The sequence below is a fragment of the Ensifer sp. NM-2 genome, assembly GCF_003024455.1.
GTDB classification, from domain to species: Bacteria; Pseudomonadota; Alphaproteobacteria; order Rhizobiales; family Rhizobiaceae; genus Ensifer; species Ensifer canadensis.
In genome coordinates this window covers 278,760-296,448 of the sequence record NZ_PVZR01000002.1, presented here as the reverse complement: position 1 = coordinate 296,448, position 17,689 = coordinate 278,760, and the positions used below count along the sequence as shown (strand labels likewise).

The 17,689-nt window shown below is 62.0% G+C and carries 15 protein-coding genes; 8 read left to right on the top strand and 7 right to left on the bottom strand.

The features are described from left to right. The first annotated feature begins 57 nt into the window (after positions 1–57). From C6558_RS06595 to C6558_RS06585, 3 genes are read left to right on the top strand one after another with little or no spacing between them, the layout of a single operon-like run. Positions 58–1,419, top strand: a complete 1,362-nt coding sequence (locus C6558_RS06595; RefSeq protein ID WP_245449133.1) for a uracil-xanthine permease family protein — start codon at positions 58–60, stop codon at positions 1,417–1,419. Further along, positions 1,416–2,816, top strand: coding sequence for an amidohydrolase (locus C6558_RS06590; RefSeq protein ID WP_199196979.1), 1,401 nt, complete (start codon positions 1,416–1,418; stop codon positions 2,814–2,816). Before C6558_RS06595 ends, C6558_RS06590 begins: the two co-directional genes overlap by 4 nt. Next, entirely contained in the window at positions 2,813–3,520 is a 708-nt protein-coding gene (locus tag C6558_RS06585) for a sulfite exporter TauE/SafE family protein (protein WP_057216871.1), read from the top strand. The genes C6558_RS06590 and C6558_RS06585 overlap by 4 nt, the downstream gene beginning before the upstream one ends. Positions 3,521–3,973: 453 nt before the next feature. Here the strand turns inward: C6558_RS06585 and C6558_RS06575 are convergent, their stop codons facing one another. The 7 genes from C6558_RS06575 to C6558_RS06550 all read right to left on the bottom strand — a co-directional run bounded on the left by C6558_RS06575 (position 3,974) and on the right by C6558_RS06550 (position 11,673). Next, the gene (locus C6558_RS06575) at positions 3,974–4,678 is read right to left on the bottom strand and encodes a GntR family transcriptional regulator (RefSeq protein ID WP_025430353.1); all 705 of its coding nucleotides are present in this window, start codon (positions 4,676–4,678) and stop codon (positions 3,974–3,976) included. A 188-nt stretch (positions 4,679–4,866) separates the two neighbouring features. After that, on the bottom strand, positions 4,867–6,063 hold the full coding sequence (locus C6558_RS06570; RefSeq protein ID WP_107027018.1) for a cyanate transporter: 1,197 nt from the start codon (positions 6,061–6,063) through the stop codon (positions 4,867–4,869). Positions 6,064–6,201: 138 nt separating this feature from the next. After that, positions 6,202–6,339, bottom strand: a complete 138-nt coding sequence (locus C6558_RS39870) for a hypothetical protein (RefSeq protein WP_156408056.1) — start codon at positions 6,337–6,339, stop codon at positions 6,202–6,204. Continuing rightward, positions 6,336–8,075 (bottom strand): ABC transporter ATP-binding protein, encoded by a 1,740-nt coding sequence (locus C6558_RS06565; RefSeq protein WP_107027017.1) that lies wholly within the window; start codon positions 8,073–8,075, stop codon positions 6,336–6,338. Before C6558_RS06565 ends, C6558_RS39870 begins: the two co-directional genes overlap by 4 nt. A gap of 1 nt (position 8,076) precedes the next feature. Continuing rightward, the gene (locus C6558_RS06560; RefSeq protein ID WP_107027016.1) at positions 8,077–8,973 is read right to left on the bottom strand and encodes an ABC transporter permease; all 897 of its coding nucleotides are present in this window, start codon (positions 8,971–8,973) and stop codon (positions 8,077–8,079) included. Next, positions 8,973–9,938: an ABC transporter permease gene (locus C6558_RS06555; protein WP_107027015.1), complete on the bottom strand. Its 966-nt coding sequence runs from the start codon at positions 9,936–9,938 to the stop codon at positions 8,973–8,975. Before C6558_RS06555 ends, C6558_RS06560 begins: the two co-directional genes overlap by 1 nt. 160 nt (positions 9,939–10,098) lie before the next feature. Then, positions 10,099–11,673 (bottom strand): ABC transporter substrate-binding protein, encoded by a 1,575-nt coding sequence (locus tag C6558_RS06550; protein ID WP_107027014.1) that lies wholly within the window; start codon positions 11,671–11,673, stop codon positions 10,099–10,101. A gap of 164 nt (positions 11,674–11,837) precedes the next feature. Here C6558_RS06550 and C6558_RS06545 point away from each other — a divergent pair, with 164 nt between their 5' ends. From C6558_RS06545 to C6558_RS06525, 5 genes are all read left to right on the top strand, one after another. Further along, positions 11,838–13,214 (top strand): amidohydrolase family protein, encoded by a 1,377-nt coding sequence (locus tag C6558_RS06545; RefSeq protein WP_107027117.1) that lies wholly within the window; start codon positions 11,838–11,840, stop codon positions 13,212–13,214. Positions 13,215–13,240: 26 nt separating this feature from the next. Then, positions 13,241–14,437: an amidohydrolase gene (locus C6558_RS06540; RefSeq protein WP_057225963.1), complete on the top strand. Its 1,197-nt coding sequence runs from the start codon at positions 13,241–13,243 to the stop codon at positions 14,435–14,437. A 214-nt stretch (positions 14,438–14,651) separates the two neighbouring features. Next, positions 14,652–15,368, top strand: coding sequence for a GntR family transcriptional regulator (locus C6558_RS06535; protein WP_025430345.1), 717 nt, complete (start codon positions 14,652–14,654; stop codon positions 15,366–15,368). A 772-nt stretch (positions 15,369–16,140) separates the two neighbouring features. After that, the gene (locus C6558_RS06530) at positions 16,141–16,797 is read left to right on the top strand and encodes a flavin reductase family protein (RefSeq protein ID WP_057216884.1); all 657 of its coding nucleotides are present in this window, start codon (positions 16,141–16,143) and stop codon (positions 16,795–16,797) included. Further along, positions 16,797–17,612 carry an aspartate/glutamate racemase family protein gene (locus C6558_RS06525; RefSeq protein ID WP_025430343.1) on the top strand — a complete coding sequence of 272 codons (816 nt, stop codon included), beginning with the start codon at positions 16,797–16,799 and terminating at the stop codon, positions 17,610–17,612. The genes C6558_RS06530 and C6558_RS06525 overlap by 1 nt, the downstream gene beginning before the upstream one ends. Positions 17,613–17,689: the final 77 nt, after the last annotated feature.

Below are 17,689 nucleotides of genomic sequence, written 5' to 3'. Positions count from 1 at the left end.
GTCGCGTCATGCAAAACGATTTGCATGACGGCTTGAGGAGGCCGGGAGGAGGAAATGATGCAAAATGAAATGAATGGAGTGGTCGATCCGGCCGATGAAAGGCTGCCATTGCGCAGCTTGGTCTTGTTTGGCGTTCAGCACGTCCTGGTGATGGCGGCGTCTCCTATCACCGCCGTTTTTCTGGTGAGCAAGGCTCTTGGCTTTTCCGAGGCCGTGACGGTCTCGCTCATCAGCGCAACCTTTTTTGTCTGCGGCCTCGGTTCGATGCTCCAGAGCTTTGGTCCGAAGGGTTTTGGCGCGCGCTTGCCCTTTGTCATGGTACCGGGCGGCGCGCCGATCGCCATCTTCCTGGTGATTGCGCAGCAGACCGATGTCCAGACGGCGGTGGGCGCTGTCATTGTGACGGCCATCTTCTATTTTCTCGCGCTGCCCGTCTTTCGCCGACTTCTGCGCTACTTTCCGCCAATCGTCGTTGGAACGATGCTGCTCTTGGTCTCTGTCAACCTCGTGCGCATCTATGGCGTTACGATCACCGGCAAGCCCGGAACGGAAGGCTTCGCGGCGCCGATCGAGGTTGGTCTGGCCCTGATCACCATCATTCTGACGGTCGTCGCTGCGCGCGTCTTTCGCGGTACGCTTCAGCGGCTTGCCGTCATGCTCGGTCTGGTAGGCGGTTCACTCGTCGCTCTTGCCCTCGGCCATATGGATTTGTCCGGCGTCCTCGTCGGCCCGGTCGTCGCCGTTCCGCAGCTGTTTCCGTTCGGCATGCCGAAGTTCGATCTTATCGCCGCCGTGCCTCTCATCGTCTTCTCGATCATTTCGATGGCGGAGGCGACCGGTCAGACCATCGCCACCGCCGAGATCGTCGGGCGGAGGGGAGATGTGCATGCGATCGTTCCGGCAACCATTCGCGGCGATGCGTTGATGTCTCTCGTCGGCGGCCTGTTCGGCACCTCCTTGATCATCACCAGCGGCGAGAACGTCGGCATCGTGCGCGCCACCAATGTCAAGTCGCGCTACGTAACCGCCATGGCGGGCGCAATTCTCGTCCTGATCGCTCTCGTCGCGCCGGTCGGACGCATGGCCACGGCGTTGCCTGGTGCTGTCGTCGGCGGCACGGCGGTCATCGTCTTCTCGATTATCGGCGTCATCGGGATCGACCTTTTGCGTCGTGTCGATCTGCGCGAACACGGTCCGATGTTCACCCTGGCCTCAGCCCTGTCGATCGGCCTTCTGCCGATCCTGGTGCCGGGCGTCTACAGCCAGTTTCCGCAATGGACGCAGATGGTCCTCGGCAACGGGCTTGCCGCTGGCACCATCACGGCCGTCGTCGTCAACGCCTTCTTTTCCCATTACGGCGCCGGCACTGCGGCATCGGCGCCTTCACTGAAATCCACTGCCCAGGGAGCAAACGAGTGACCGCAATCCGCCAAAAACTGTCGACAACCGATGACCTGCTTCTGCGTCCAGGTTACATCCTGCTGCCGGAAGGGCCACGGGCCGGTATGGCCGTCGTCATACGCGCCGGCAAATTTGACCGGGTCGACACGGCGCAGGCGATAACCAGGGACTATCCGGAGCTCGCGCCGACCGACCTGCCGGGTCATCTGCTGATGCCCGGCTTCGTCGACACCCATACGCACCTGACCCAGTCACTCGGCAAAGCCCTGGTATTCGGGGAGCCGTCCGAGATCTTTCGACGGATCTGGGTGCCGCTGGAAGGCAGTCTGGACGAGCGAATGGTCTATCTCTCTGCCAAGCTCGCCGGACTGGAGTGTCTGCGCGGTGGCTTCACCACCGCCGTCGATGCCGGCACCCGTTCGCAGGGCTATATCGGCGCGCTCGTGCGCGCCGCGCGCGAAGTCGGGCTTCGCAGCGTCGTCGGCTTTATCTGCAATGATCTTGGCGGCGCCGCGCACATCCCTGAACCAGACGTCATCCTGCAACAGGCCGAGGAGCACCTGTCGACCTTTGGCAGTGATCCGCTGATCCATCCCTCTCTGGCGATATCCATTCCGGAAGCCGCCAGCGATGCGATGTTGAAGGCGGTTTCCGACATGGCGGCCGCGGCCGGGGTCGTGTTCCAGACCCATGTCAACGAACATCTCGTTGCCGTGGAACGTTCGCTGGTGGCGAGGGGCCGCCGGCCAATCGAACACCTGGACCACCTGGGGGCCCTCGGCCACCAGGTTCTGCTGGCGCATTCAACGCTCGTCACACCGCATGAACTCAACCTCTTGCGGAAAACCGACACCGCCGTCGCCTACAATCCAGTGGCAAGTCTGTGGAAGGGCAATGCGGTGGCGCCAGCGCTGCATATGGCAGCCCTCGGCATCCGCTTCGGGCTGGGCACCGACGGTACCCGCGCCGACGGGTTTCGGCTCATGGATGCGGCCGAAGGCTTGCAGCGCGCGGGCATTGGCCTTGCTACGGGAGATTCGTCCTGCGGTGGCGGCTCACTCTGGCTGGATCGTGCGACATCCGGCGCTGCGAACGTGGCGGGCCTATCGGCGGTAACCGGTTCGATTGCCGAAGGCCTTGCCGCCGACTTCCTGCTCGTCGATCTCGACCGCCCGGAGTTTACCCCCTCGCACGATCTCATGTGGGAGCTTGTCCGTTACGGCAATCGCGACCAGATCGATGCCGTCTTCACCGGCGGGCGCCTCAGGCTTTGGCAAGGCTGGCCCATCGACTGGGATGCGCGGGCATTGTTGGCGGAGATAAGGGGCGCGGCCGCTGCTGTTATCGCGGCGGCGCCGATCCAGAGAATTCACCCGCTTTCCGAAGCGCATCGCGGTCTTGGGCACTATCAATGAGCATGAGCCTTATCGCCATTCTGGCCATCGTGACGTTCGTCTCCGCGTTCATCCAGGGCGCACTCGGGATCGGCTTTGCCCTGATTGTCGCGCCGGTCGTCGGGATGTTGAAGCCTGAACTGCTTCCAGTGACACTGCTCCTGTTGATGCTGCCGCTCAATCTGCATGTCGCGCTACGCGAGCGCGCGCACGTCGACTGGTCGGGCGCGACCTGGATCACCGTTGGCCGGTTTGCTGGAACGTTCGCCGGTCTCTGGTTGCTGGCCGCGCTTTCACTCGACCAGTTGGACCTTGCGGTCGGTATTTTCACGGTGATTGCCGCCGCCGCCGCTCTTGTTGCCCCACCGTTTACGCCGAACAAACCGAGCGCCCTCGGTGTCGGCCTGTTCACGGGCGTCACCGAAACCGCCACTGGCATCGGTGGCCCACCTCTCGCCTTGCTCTACCAACATGCCAAGGCACCGGTCTTGCGCGCAACGGTCGCCTTTTGCTTTCTCGTCGGGGAGGTGATGTCGCTGGTCGTGCTGGCTATCTCCGGACGACTGGGTTTTGAGCAGCTGCTTGCGGCACTCTATCTGACACCCGCGGTACTGCTTGGAAGCGCTGTCTCCAGATTGGCGCATCATCGTATCGGCGGACGTGGTCTTCGCGTTGCCGTTTTGAGTTTTGCCATCGTCAGCGGAGTGTTCCTCATTGTGCGCTGAGGCAAGGAGCACATGCGCATGGGGGCCGGAAGGCGCTCGCTGGGTCTTGCAGCATGCTCTTCATTGGCTACGGGCCGCCCGGGAAAGGTTAGGGTATTGGCTGTTTCGGCGGAGAGTTCCGTACTTTTCGGTGGCTTTGTGCGGATTGAATACAAGATTATAGGAGAAATGCATTCAATCTGGTTGGAGTTGCACGCCAGGCTACGTTGCGAGGAGGATGCTTGGCGTGGCGCCGGTCATCCTCGTCGTCTTCCTGCTCTTGCGGCTCAGTCTGGGTGATCCGGCGATCCTGACGTGTCGGAGCGCAGCGCTCAGGGATACGAGGTCGTCACCCGTCTCACCCTGTTTCGTCTAGAGCGCTTCCGATTTAGACGGAACCGCACAAACGCTCTATCTCTTTGTTTTTACGCATTTCCTGACGGAAAACCGCTTCGCACTTTTCCTCGAAATGCTCTAGGCAAGGCCCTCCGCCGCAGCGTAGGCGGACAGCACCTCCTTGATGTTTCGGTCGCCATCCGTGGGAAGGAGTGCGCGTGTCGTAACCGACTCGAGGTGATGCCCCATAAGGGTGGTCGCCTCGTCGGTCTTGCCAGCAATCAAGTTGTCCAGAAGGTCCCGGTGTTCCGATACGGCGCATTCCGAAGAATGCGGTCGGCCATAGAGCGCGAGGATCAGGGAACTTCGGGCGACCAGTTCGTTCACGTAACGAATTAGGCTCGTGTTGTTCGTCATCTGCGCAAGGAGGGTATGGAACTCGCCCGCCAGCCGGATCGACGGGGCCCGCTCCTTCTTAGCGGCTTCCTCGAGCGAAATATGCGTGGAAAGCACGTCGATTTGCTCGCTGGTCAATTTGCCCGAAAGTGTTTCCACCACGAGCCGTTCCAGCGCCATCCGAGTAAGGAACAGATTGCGCCCTTCTTCGAGCGTCGGCCGTGAAACCATCGCCCCCTTGTTCGGGCGTAACTCGACCAATCCCTCCTGGCTAAGGCGAACCAGCGCCTCGCGGACCAGGGTTCGGCTGACACCAAGCCGTTCGCCGATAGAATCTTCCGGCAGTTTTGATCCTGGCGAAAGCGCCTGGTCGAGGATTGCGCGTTTCAGGACACGATGAACGGCCTGAGCGCGGCCACCGCCTACATCGCTCTCTTTCTTTGCCATTCTGATTTCTCCAAATCCTGGTGATTGTCACCTCGAATTGCATACAAAATGGCGGCATGTCCAGTGCCTTGGTATCTCGAGAGGCAAGCTGTTTCGACACCCGTCCTGTGCGAGGTCCGAGGCATCAACGTCGACCGAACGTGACGAGGCCAAAGTGCCACCGCCGATCCAGAGCAAATCATTTTCGCTCAGATCGGTGATTGCATCGCTTGCGCATAGCGTGATGGGTTGAAGCGCATGTAAAGGAAGAACACGCTGGCGACGCAGAGAAGATGCATCACCCAGCCAGGGGCGAAGCTGCCGCTGACGTCGAGCAGGAATGCGGTGGCGAAGGGGCCGAGGGACGCGATCAGGAAACCGCCACCCTGCATCAACGCCACCAGCACGCCCGCCTCCTCCGGCCGCGGCAGGTGATCGAGGGCGGTGACGATCGCCAACGAGAAGCTGCTGCCGAGGCCGGCGCCGCACAAGGCTGCCCAGACGGCGGGCGCTGCCTGCGGCATGAAAGCGAGACCGGCAAAGCCGATTGCCTGCATCGCCAGCGTCATGCGGAGGAACGCTCGCCGGTCGATGCTGCGGCGGGCAAGAACCGGCAGGGCGAGGGCCGCCGCTGCCTGACAGATTGCCATCAATGCCACGAGATTGCCGCTGTCGCCGCTGCTCCAGCCAAGAGATTGGTAATAGGAGGCCAGCCAGGCGACGGCGGAGGAGTAACCGGCGTTGACCAACCCGAAGGCGACGATAAGCGTCCATGTACGAGGCCGGCGGAGCAATCTGCCGGTGAGCGCTTTGTCTGGACGGTCGCTGCGCGAGTCCGACAGGATGAAACATGCGGCGCAGAGAGCGACAAGTGCGGGCGCCGCGAGCCAGGCCAGCGCTGGGCGCCAGCCGTAACCGTGATTGACGAGAAGTGGCGTCAGCCGCGCGCCTAAGGCCCCGCCACCCATCAGGAACGCGGAATAGAGTCCAGTGACAACCGGGATGCTTTGGGGAAATTCCGCCTTGATGATGCCGGGAAAGACCGCCTGGATGAAGGCGGCGCCGGCGCCACAAAGGGCGGCGGTTGTCACCAACGCTGCGCCGCCGGGCGCGACGAGCCGCAGCAGGGAGCCGGCGCCTAGCACAAGCAGGGCGATGAGAATACCGCGGCGCGTGCCGATCCTGGCCTGCAGCGAGGGCGACACGAAGGCGCCGACGCCCATCAGCATCATCGGCAGCAGCGTCAGCAAGGCCAGACTGCCATATCCCATTCCGGTTTCGGCGACGATCTCGGACAGCACGGGCCCCGGTGCGGTGAGAAACGGCCGCAAATTGACAGCAACCAGCAAGACGAGGATGAGCAGCATCCATTGCCGGCCCGTCGCGGGCTGGGTTGATTTCGGCATGATCGGGTGTTTCCTTTACGTCTTCTTTTTATTGCGGTGACCCGAAAAGGCATGCGCGCAGTGGTGCACCAATTCGTTCGCGACGTGCAATAACTTCGGCACAGCAGCAAAGCCACGCCGTGCACGGGATTCATTCAATCAAATCCGTATCTCGGCTGTGACGCGGAAGACGCGCGGCGTTTCCAGCGTATCGCGCAAACCTGACCAGTCGATCATGAGATCGGCTTCAAGCTGGGCGGCATCGAGAACGGCGTGCCGGCAAGGGGAGATTCTCATCCGTTTTGCCATCCACGGCCAGGCCGAGGCGAGTTCGCGCCCAGGATGCGCTCAAGTGACGGGGCAAGGCGAAGAAGCTCACGGGTATATTCGTGTTGCGGCGCGGTGAAGAGCGTTTCGGTATCGGCAAGCTCGACAATCTGCCCTGACTTCATGACGGCCACGCGGTCGCACATCTGACGGATCACCGCGAGGTCGTGGCTGATGAACAGCATGGAGAGGCCGGCGAGGTCGCGCAGATCTTTCAGGAGGTTGAGGAGCTGCGCCTGCACCGAGACGTCGAGCGCGGAGGTCGGCTCGTCGCAGATGAGCAGCGAAGGGCGCGGCCCGAGAGCGCGCGCAATGGCGATCCGCTGGCGCTGACCGCCGGAGAAAGCGTGCGAGAAGCGCGCGCCGGCGTCGGCGGGAAGGCCGACAGCTTCGAGCAGCGTCGTGGCGTCCTGCCGGGCTTCCTGCGCATTGGAGGCGAGCTTGTAGAACAGGATGGGCTCCGCAATCGCGGAGTTGATACGCAGGCGCGGGTTGAGTGCCGAATAGGGGTCCTGGAACACCATCTGCAGGGACTGGCGCACCGATTTTTCACGTCGGGCGCCGAGCGCCGTTCCCTGAAAATCGATGGTGCCCGAACTCTGGGTGACCAGGCCGGCTATGGAGTTGGCGACGGTGGTCTTGCCGCAGCCGGATTCGCCGACGAGGCCGAAAATCTCGCCGCGCCGGACGTCGAATGAGACGCCCTTGACCGCCTTGAAGACCGACGCCTTGCGGCCTGGGATCAACGAACGGCTGCCATACTCCACCGCAAGGTCGCGCACGGAGAGTACCACGTCGTCGCGGCTGCCCGCTTCGGTCTTTGCACTCTTGCGGCGCACGGTGGCGCGGGCGTCGAGCGACACCTGCGTTTCCTCACTTGGGACCGGTAGACGCTCAAGGCGTGTTTCGATGGGCGGCACGGCGGCGATCAGCGTGCGGGCATAGGGCGCCTTCGGCGCGGTCAGCACCTCGCGCGTCGGCCCGCTTTCCACCACCGCGCCGTTCTGCATGATGGTGACGCGGTCGGCGATCTCGGCGACGACACCCATATTATGCGTGACGAGCAGAATGCCGACGCCGCGCTCGTCCGCAAGATCGCGGATGAGCTTGAGGATCTGGGCCTGCACCGAGACGTCGAGCGCCGTCGTCGGCTCGTCGGCGACGATAAGCTGCGGATTGCAGGCGAGTGCGGTGGCGATGACCACGCGCTGGCGCTGTCCGCCGGAAAGCTGGTGCGGATAGCTGCTGAGCCGGCGTTCGGGCTCCGGAATGCCGACGGCCTTCATCAGTTCCAGCGCGCGGGCCTTCGCCTCCTTGGACGAAAGCTTCAGATGGGTGAGCATGCCTTCGCAGAGCTGGCTTTCCACCGTGAAGAGCGGGTTGAGGCTCGTCATCGGATCCTGGAAGATCGCGCCGACATCGCGTCCGGGCACAATGCCTTGGGTGCGGCCGGTGCGTAGGTCGATCTGCTTGCCGGCGATGACGATGGAGCCGGATGCGATTCTGCCAGGGGCCTGCAGGAGACCCATCAGCGCATTGCCGACAGTGGTCTTGCCGGCGCCGGATTCACCGACGAGGGCGTGGATTTCTCCGGGGCGGATCATGAGATCGGTGTTCTTGACGGCCTTAAGCGTGTTGCCGTTGGCCAGCGGATACTCGACGCAGAGATTGCGGATGTCGAGGACGGGGAGCGTGGATTCGGTCATCTCAGCGAACCATCAGTTTCGGGTTGAAGTGGTCGCGCAAATAGTCGCCGATCACGTTGACGGCCAGCACAAGGACGACCAGTACAGTCGCCGGCATCACCGCAATCCACCAGAGGCCGGAGAACAGGAACTGATTGCCGATGCGGATCAACGTGCCGAGCGAGGGATAGGTCGGCGGCATGCCGGCGCCGAGGAAGGAGAGCGTCGCCTCCGTCAGGATCGCGCCCGCAAGGTTGATGGTGGCGATGACCATCACCGAACTCATGATGTTTGGTAGAATGTGGCGGCCCATGATGCGGCCGGACGGCAGGCCGATGACCTTGGCGGCGCGCACGTAGTCGCGCGCGACTTCCACCATGGTCGAGGCGCGCACGGTGCGGGCATATTGCACCCATTCGTTGACGGCAATGGAGAAGATCAACACCAGCGGCGCCCAGGCAAGCATCGTTTCGGCGCTGAGCTGCGCGCGGGCGATGCCGCTGATGAGCAGCGCGACGAGGATGGTGGGGAAACTGACAAAGACATCGGCAACGCGCATAACGATGCCATCGATCACACCGCCGAAGAAGCCGGCGACGAGACCGAGCACGACGCCGACCACGGCCGCGAAGACCACCGCGCCGACGCCGATGACGACGGAGATCCTGAGCCCGAACAGGATGACGGAAACGAGGTCGCGGCCCTGGTTGTCGGTGCCGAGCAGGAAGCGGGGATCACCACCCTCCATGAACGCCGGGGGGATTTCCATGTCGATCAGCGAATAGGATGAGACGTCGCGAGGATCCATCGGCGCGATCAGCGGGGCGAAGATGACGAGGGTCAGCATGATGAAGAGCACCAGGCCGGCGACCATCACGGAAACCGGCGGAAGCCGGCGCATCAGGGATTGCGTAGCCATTATCGTGTCCTCAGGCGCGGATCGATGAAGGTGTAGAGAATGTCGACGATCATGTTGATCATGACGAACAGGAAGCCAACGAACAGAAGGTAGGCAGCCAACACCGGCACGTCGGGATAGCCGACGGCATTCGTGAAGAGCAGGCCCATGCCCGGCCATTGGAACACTGTCTCGGTGACGATGGCGAAGGCGATGAGCTGGCCGATCTGCAGGCCCGTAACGGTGACGACCGGCATTAGCGCGTTGCGTAGAGCGAGCCGCCCATAGATATAGGCGCGCGGCAAGCCGCGGGCGAAGGCGAAGCGGATATAGTCCGACGACAGCACGTCGATCATCTCCGAGCGCACCAGCCGCATGATCAGCGTGAGCTGGAACAGCGCCAGCGTGATCGACGGCAGGATCAGCGACTTCAGGCCCGAAAGGGTGAGGAAGCCGGTCTCCCAAAAACCGATATCGACGAGGTCTCCGCGTCCGGAGGACGGCAACCAGCGCAGGTTCACTGCGAAAACCAGGATCAGCAGCAGGCCGGTGACGAAGGTGGGCATCGAAATGCCGACCAGTGTCGCAGACTGGGTCAGCCGGGAGAGAAAGGAACGCGGTTTTAGCGCGCAGAGCACTCCGAGCGGAATGCCGAGCGACAGGGCCAGCACGGTGGCGACGACAACCAGTTCCAGCGTGGCCGGAAGACGGCTGAGCAACAGGCTGGTCACAGGCTGCTGGTAGCGGTAGCTCGTGCCGAGATCGCCGGTCAGCACATGGCCGACGAAATCGACGAACTGCACCACGACCGGCCTGTCGAGGCCGAGAGCGACACGGACCGCGTCCTTTTCCGCCTGGGTTGCGCCTTCGCGCACCATCGAGGCGACGGGATCGCCGACGAAGCGGAACATGACGAAGGCAATGGCAGTCACTGCGACCATCACGAGGATGGCCTGAAGCAACCTGACTGAAAAGAGTCTGATCATCGGATAGTCCTTGAGGGAGCGATCTTGCCCGAAGGGGCGAAAACCGGGCTGTTGCGCTCCCGCGTCCCCCGCGCCGCCAGCGACGCGGAAGGGTTGACCCGGTTTGAGCGCAGTCCCGGCAGGCTTCGCTTGCCGGGACTGCGCCTTGGGAGAATCCCGACTACTTCTTCATCTGTGCGAACCACGGACGCACGTACTCGTCCGGGAACTGCGGCATGTCGAGCTTGCTGCTCATCGCCCAGGCGACCGGCTGCTGGTGCAGCGGCAGGTAGAATACCTGATCATGGGTTATGCGGAAGGCTTGCTTCAGCATCTCGACGCGTTTGGTTTCGTCGAGTTCAACGGCTGCGGCATAGGCCAGCTTGTCGATCTCGGGATTGGAGAGCCCATCGGCGTTGCTGCCGCCGAAGGTGCCGTCATTGGTCGCCAGCAGCGCTTGCAACGGGCTGAAGCCGTCCATCGGCGGCAGCGAAGCCCAGCCGAGAAGATAGACGTCGAACTCACCCTTGTCCGTACGCGGGAAATAGGTCGTCTTGCTCTCGACACTCACATTGGCCTGGACGCCGATCTGCGCCCACATGGAGGCGACCGCAAGGCAGATCTGCTCGTCGGCGATGTAGCGGTCATTGGGGCAGGCGAGCCCCGTTTTGAAACCATCCGGATAACCGGCCTCGGCCAGCAGCGCCTTGGCCTTGTCGACATCATAGGGAAGCGGCACGTCGATGGTTTCGTCGTAGCCGGTCACCGCCGGTGCGACGAGCATCCCGGCCGTACGCGACTTGCCGCGCATCAGGCGCTTCTGGATCGTGTTGGTATCGATCGCGTGCCACAGGGCCTGACGCACCCGCACATCGAGCAGCGGATTGGGCTTGCCGGGGGTCGCATGAAGTTCCGGCCGGTAGCTGAAAATGAAGAATATGGTACGCAGGGACGGGTTCTCGACGACCTTCAGCCCATCGGTGGCGGAGATGCGGTCGACGTCCTGCAGCGGAACGGGCGCAATCATGTCGACTTCACCCGATAGCAGCGCCGCGACGCGGGTCGCGTCGGAGGCGATCGGACGGAACTCGACCTCGTCCAGATTGTGCTGCGGCTTGTCCCACCAGTCCTTGTTCACTTCGAAGATCGAGCGCGAATCCGGTTCGTAGGTCTTCAGCTTGAAGGCACCCGTGCCGTTGGCATGGTTGCTGGCATAGGTGACGACTCCGGTCGAAGCATTGCCCGGCTTCAGCGCGTCATGCTCCTCCATCCAGGGCTTGCTCATGATGTAGATGGCGGCAAGGTCGTTGAGGAGCAGCGGATAGGGCCCGCGCAGGATGAGGTCGACAGTGTATTCATCTACCTTCTCGACGCCGACGACGGTTGAAAGGTTCTCGCGGTTGCGCGCGCCGGGGTCGATCTGGCGCTGGATGGTCGCCACGACGTCGTCGGCGTTGAAGGGCTGGCCCTCATGGAATTTCACGCCCTGGCGCAGCTTGAAGCGCCAGCGGGTCGGCTCGATGACCTCCCAGAAGGTGGCGAGCGCCGGCTCGAGCTTCAGGTCCTTGTTACGGCGCACCAGAGGGTCGAAAACCATATGGTGCACGCTCTGGGTAAAGCTGTCGACCTGTGCGTTGGGGTCGTAGGAAATGACATCGCCGGATGAAGCCCAGCGCAGTGTCTCGGCGAGGGCGGGGGCGGAAAGCGGCGCCACAAGGGCGAGACCCGCCAAGAGGGTCTTCAAAGAGGTTTTCACTGGTTTCTCCCGTTTGGCGTATACATATTATCTGTGTTATTGGATACGAATGTTCCCAGTAATAGTGTACATCTGATGCAAACAATATCAAGATGGCAAAAGTGGTTTTGGCGACGCTTCTCAAAAAAGAACGCCAGGCCCGACAGCCGGAAAGGGAACTTCCGATGACGAATGCACTGCTGATTGAAAACGCCACGATCGTTACCATGGACGCGGACCGTCGCGTTCTTGAGCGCGGCCATGTTCTGGTCGAGGACGGGCGCATCGCCGGCATCGGCGAGGGAAGCTTTGCCGGAGAATGGCAGGCCGAGCGCATCGAGGCTGCCGGCATGGTCGCGATGCCTGGGCTGATCGACACACACGCTCATGCCGGACATATGCTGACCAAAGGGTTGGGCAGTGCAGCCGAGGACTGGATGGACGTGACCGGCCGCATTTACGCGACTGCGACCGACCCTGAGTTCTGGGCAGCGGAAGCGGCGCTGTCGGCGGCAGAGCGGATCAAGTGCGGCACGACGACTGCGGCGCTGCTGTTCGGCGGCGGCCCGGATATCATGCGCACCGAGGCACCGGAGGCGGCGGAGGCGCATCTCGCTTCGGTTGCCGCCATGGGAGTGCGTGAGGTTCTGGCCGTGGGGCCGAACCGGTCCGGGCAAAATCACGTGTATCGCCAGTATACGCCGACGTCCCACAACGACATCGTCGTCTCCCCAGACCGGCAGATAGACGTGGCCACCGAGTTGGTCGATGCCTGGGCTGGACGCGACGACCGGCTGCAGGTCGTGTTTTCGCTACCGGTTTTCGATGAGCAGGAACTGCGCGGGGAAACGGTATACAGGATTGCATGCAAAGTCCGCGACCGCGCGCGTGAGAGGCGAAGCCTTCTGGTGCAGGACGGTCATCGCGACGGATCCATCGCCGCCAACGATGCGCGACTTGGTCTCTTTGACGAGCGGTCGCTCCTTGCCCATTGCATAGACCTGACCGAGGCCGACCGGGCGGTCCTGAAGCGGACCGGTGCCAAGGTTGCGCACAATCCGAGTGCGCTGATGTCGGTCTATGGCCGCTGCCCGGCACCGGAGCTGATGGAGGACGGCATAGTGGTTTCGCTCGGCACCGATGCCGCGGCGCCCGATCGGTCCTTCGACATGTTCCGCAACATGTTCCAGGCCCATCGCTACCACGCGCGCCATTTCTCAGATGATACCGTGCTGCCGCCGCTGCGGCTGCTGGAGATGGCGACGATCGACGGCGCGCGCGCCCTGATGATGGATGATGAACTCGGCTCGCTTGAAACCGGCAAGCGCGCCGATATCGTCCTTGTGAATATGCGTCAGCCCCATCTCTGGCCACCGCACGATCCGGTGCAGCGCCTTGCCCGATACGCCAATGGGGCGGACGTGGACACCACCATCGTCGGCGGGCGTGTTCTGATGCGCGGGCGACGCCTCGTCGGCCAGGACGAAGACGCGATCCTCGACCGTGCCCTGCGCGCATTTCGGCTGGCGATGGCGCGGGCCGGACTTAGTGATCGCACGTAAGGCGCTTGGACAATTGAGGATCTACAATGACTGCAGACCTTCTTATCCGTAATGCCCGCCCCTTCGGTGGGCCTGTTAAGGACCTTCTCATCCGAGACGGTCGGTTTGTTGCGGCAGATTGTCCCCGTCCGGTGGCCGAGATCGACGCGACCGGACATGTCGCCTTGCCAGGGCTTGTCGAGGCACATACGCATCTCGACAAGACACTTGTCGGCATGGACTGGTTCGAGAACCGGGTCGGTCCGACCCGCAACGACCGAATCCTGGCCGACCGCAATGCCAAGCGCGAGCTTGGCATCAACGCCCGCCGGCAATCGGCCCGTCAGATCCTTCAGACGCTCGCCCATGGCGTTTTGAGCATTCGCAGCCACGTTGATGTCGACACCGAGATCGGCATCGCCAATGTCGAAGGCGTGCTGGAAACACGCGAGGCAATGCGCGATCTGGTCGATGTACAGATTGTGGCTTTCCCGCAAAGCGGCATGCTGCCGCGCGAGGGGACGCTCGAGTTGATGGATGCGGCCCTGAAGGCCGGCGCCGATATCGTCGGCGGCATCGACCCCGCCACGATCGAGCGCGATCCGGTGCGTCATCTCGATGCAATCTTCGCGCTCGCGGATCGTCACGGAAAACCTGTCGACATTCATCTGCATGAACCGGGCGACCTCGGTGCCTATTGTCTTGAACTCATCGTCGAACGGACCCGCGCCTTGTCGCTGCAGGGGCAGGTGATGGTGAGCCACGCCTATTGCCTCGGGACGCTCGACGCCTCACGGCAAAACGCGTTAATCGGCCAGCTCGCTGCAGAACGCATCGCGGTGATGACCGTCGGCAGTCCCTCTGCCCCGGCATTGCCATTGCGACTGATGCGCCAATGCGGTCTCACGGTTGCCTCCGGTTCTGACGGCATTCAGGGGACCTGGGAGCCGTTTGGAAATGGTGACATGCTGGAGCGGGCGAAGTACCTGGCGCAACGCAACGGTATGACCAACGATGTTGATCTCGAAGAATCCGCCCGCATCTGCACTTTCGGTGGTGCTGAAGGTATCGGTCTCGGCGGTTACGGTCTCTCTGAAGGCTGCTTCGGCGACCTGGTGCTGGTGCCCGCGCGCACGTTGGCGGAAGCCGTCGCCCTGACGCCGCATAGGCGCACCGTCATCCGGCGCGGCCGCGTGGTTGTGAATGGCGGCGAATTGGCTGGCGATTTGCCGGCCATCGAATGAAGCTTTTTCGATGAAAGGCGAAAAGTCGGGAATTTGGTGTTCGCAGTGGCGGGCCGCGATCGGTCGAGCCGTCACTATGCAACGGCCTAACCTGCCGGTTCAGCGGGCCGCCGACCGCGGCTTTACGGTTCGGCTTGCGTGGTGATAGTTGTTTGCGATCCAACGCTTGGCAATCGCTATCAATCGCACGCTTTGGCTATTTTCGAGGAAAATCATGACTCCCAAACCCAGCGACAGCAATGCAAGATCGGCGGTCCCCAAGTCAGATGCGGTCTATCGTATCTTGAAGCGTGCCATCCTCGACCAAGCATTCGCTGCGGGCACGAAACTTCCCGAGGATTCGATCGGTGAGCGGCTGGGCGTCAGCCGCACGATCGTGCGGCAGGCTCTGGCGCGACTGAACGGTGAGGGTCTGATCGAATTGCGGCCGAACAAGGGAGCATGCGTCAGCCACCCCAGTCTGGAGGAAGGGCATAATATCTTTGCCGTGCGCCGAGCGTTGGAGACGTTGGTCGTCGATAGCCTGATCGGCAGTCTGACGGCCCCGAAGATCAAGGAGCTTGAAGCGCACGTCGACGCCGAAGACAAGGCAAGGCTCGACAATCCGTCGGCCTCGATCCAACTCGCCGGTGAGTTTCACGTCCTGCTCGCACAGCTGACGGAGAACGCCATCCTATCGCGATACGTTACCGAGCTCGTCTCGCGCTCGTCCATGATTTTGTCGCTCTATGGTCGCCCTCATTCGTCCGATTGCGCCGTGTCGGAGCACCGCGAGTTGATTGCCGCACTTGCACGGAACGATCGCGAAAAGGCGTGCAAATTGATGGACCATCACATCGGGGCCATCACAACGCGCGCTCTGCTGAAAAGCAACTCGGAAAACGACTTGCCGGATCTCCTGGCTGCCTACGCAAAAGAAGAGGGCCTTTAGACCGTTTTGCCGCCTTGTGACCAGCGTGATCACTGGCGCTCCCTGCTGGACGTCAATGCCCGTTTTCCACGCGCGGACGAAAGTCAGGACTCCTACAGCGCCGCTACAGCGCCGCGCGTCTTATTGGACGCGCAAAGGTCGCTGTAGCGCTTTGACGGCTGCACCCATAACATAATACAATATTCGGCATCTATAGTATACAACTTGCCGCCAGCAGATTGGGCGGAAGGTGAGCAGATTTCGGCGCGCGTCGTATGCCACTCTCGCTTATACCCTCGCGTCGAGCAACGCACCTACAGCGCCGCGCGTCTTGTTAGACGCGCAAAGGTCGCTGTAGCACTCTGAATTGCTGCATGTTTTTACATCGAATACGATTTAACGAAACCTACAGTCGGTGATTGGCAACATCGTTGCGACCTTTTTCGCGGCAGCGCATTAGTTAAAACGTCTTCCCAAACATTCCTTTGTGCCAGCGGTTCGCGCCGGCAATGTGGCGCAGGCACGCCTGAGATTGACTGATAATATTGTATGCATTAATTGGATGCAATATTGACACAAAAATGGATGCGATATAAATCAAAGATGGTATTCGGCGACGCCGGGAGAGCAACGTGCCAGATACGCCGGTTTCCGTGCGGAAAGCTCGGCGAGGTTCTCCTGTGCGTGGGTGTTTGCCGTGCCTACGGCTGCACGCTGGGACGTCCCAGCCGGTCGACGCGCCGTGCGTCGGCGCAGTGATAAGCGGTTGAACGGTCATGGAGGAGAACCGGACATGAATATCGATTTCACCACGCTACCCCCTCCCGATCGTTATCGATTGCTGACCAATTTCATTGGTCCGCGCCCCATCGCGCTTGTTGGAACCCGGTCGCCGGCCGGACACAATAATGCGGCGCCAATGAGCTTCTTCAACGTGTTTGCCCACGAGCCGCCTTTGGTGGTGCTCGGCATCCAGAACCGCGGCAATGGTGATGAGAAGGACACTGTCTCGAACATCCGCCGAACCGGCGAGTTCGTTGTCAACATGGTCGACATGGCGCTCGCCGAGGCGATGATCGTCTGCGGCGTCAACTTCGCCTCAGAAGTGGATGAACTGGATTTCGCCGGTCTGACACCGGTGCCGTGTGACCAGATCGACGTCGCTCGCATCGCCGAAAGTCCCTGCAGCTTCGAATGCAGGGTCGACCGCATCCTCGACTATCACAAGCGCGTGCTCGTCATCGGCAAAGTCGTGCACATGCATATCCAGGACCGGTGCCTTGATGCCGAAGGGCGCTATGCGAATCCGGAAACCTACCAGCCGATCGCCAGGCTGCATGCCGACAACTACATCACTTCAGATCGCCAGTTCGAACTTAAAAAGCCGGAAGAGCTACTGCGCTTCGAGTTTGCACAAGTGAACCCCAGGCCGGAGAGAGCCACCCGATGATCCGCATACACGTCATCAATCCGAATTCGACAGCCTCAATGACCGACCAAATCGCACGTGCGGCCGAGGCAGCACGATCGGAGGGCACAGTCATCGAGGCGGAGACCGCAACGGACACGCCCGCCTCGATCGAAGGCTACGCGGACGAGGCGATGGCCGTGCCTGCGATGTTGGCGGCGATCCGTGCCGCCGAGAAGCGGGGCGTATCGGCGCACGTGATAGCCTGCTTTGATGATCCCGGCCTTGCCGCTGCGCGCGAGGTTGCCTCCGGTCCCGTCATCGGTATCTGCCAGGCGGCGGTGCAGATCGCAGTAACCGTAGCGACCCGCTTCACAGTGATCACCACGCTGCCGAGGTCGGTGCCGGTGATTGAGGATCTTGTCGCGCACTACGGGGCTGCCTCGCGATGCCGCCGTGTGCGCTCGGTCGACCTGCCGGTGCTAGCACTCGAAACCGACCCGGCAATCGCGCGCGCGAAACTCCTCGATGAGGCGCGCGCTGCGATACGCGAGGATGGTGTCGATGCCATCGTGCTTGGGTGCGCCGGCATGGCAGAACTGTGCGATTGGCTATCGCGCGAAACGGGGGTCCCCGTCATCGACGGCGTGGCGGCAGCCGTCAAGCTCGCCGAGGCATTGGTGAGCGGTGGCTTTCGGACCTCGAAGGCTGGCGCCTACGCTTATCCCCGCGACAAGTCCGGTGATCTCGTATCGGCGTGCCACCCCATCATTGATCAACGGATGGTTCTCACGCCCATTTCCCAAGAAGTGATCAGTTCGGCCGAAACGGTAACGTTTTGCAGTCTGCAACCGTAGCACATCTTGTCCCGTAGCTCGGCAAGATGCGACAGCTATCGGCTGTCCGTGCAAATCGAATTGTCATCATTACGCAA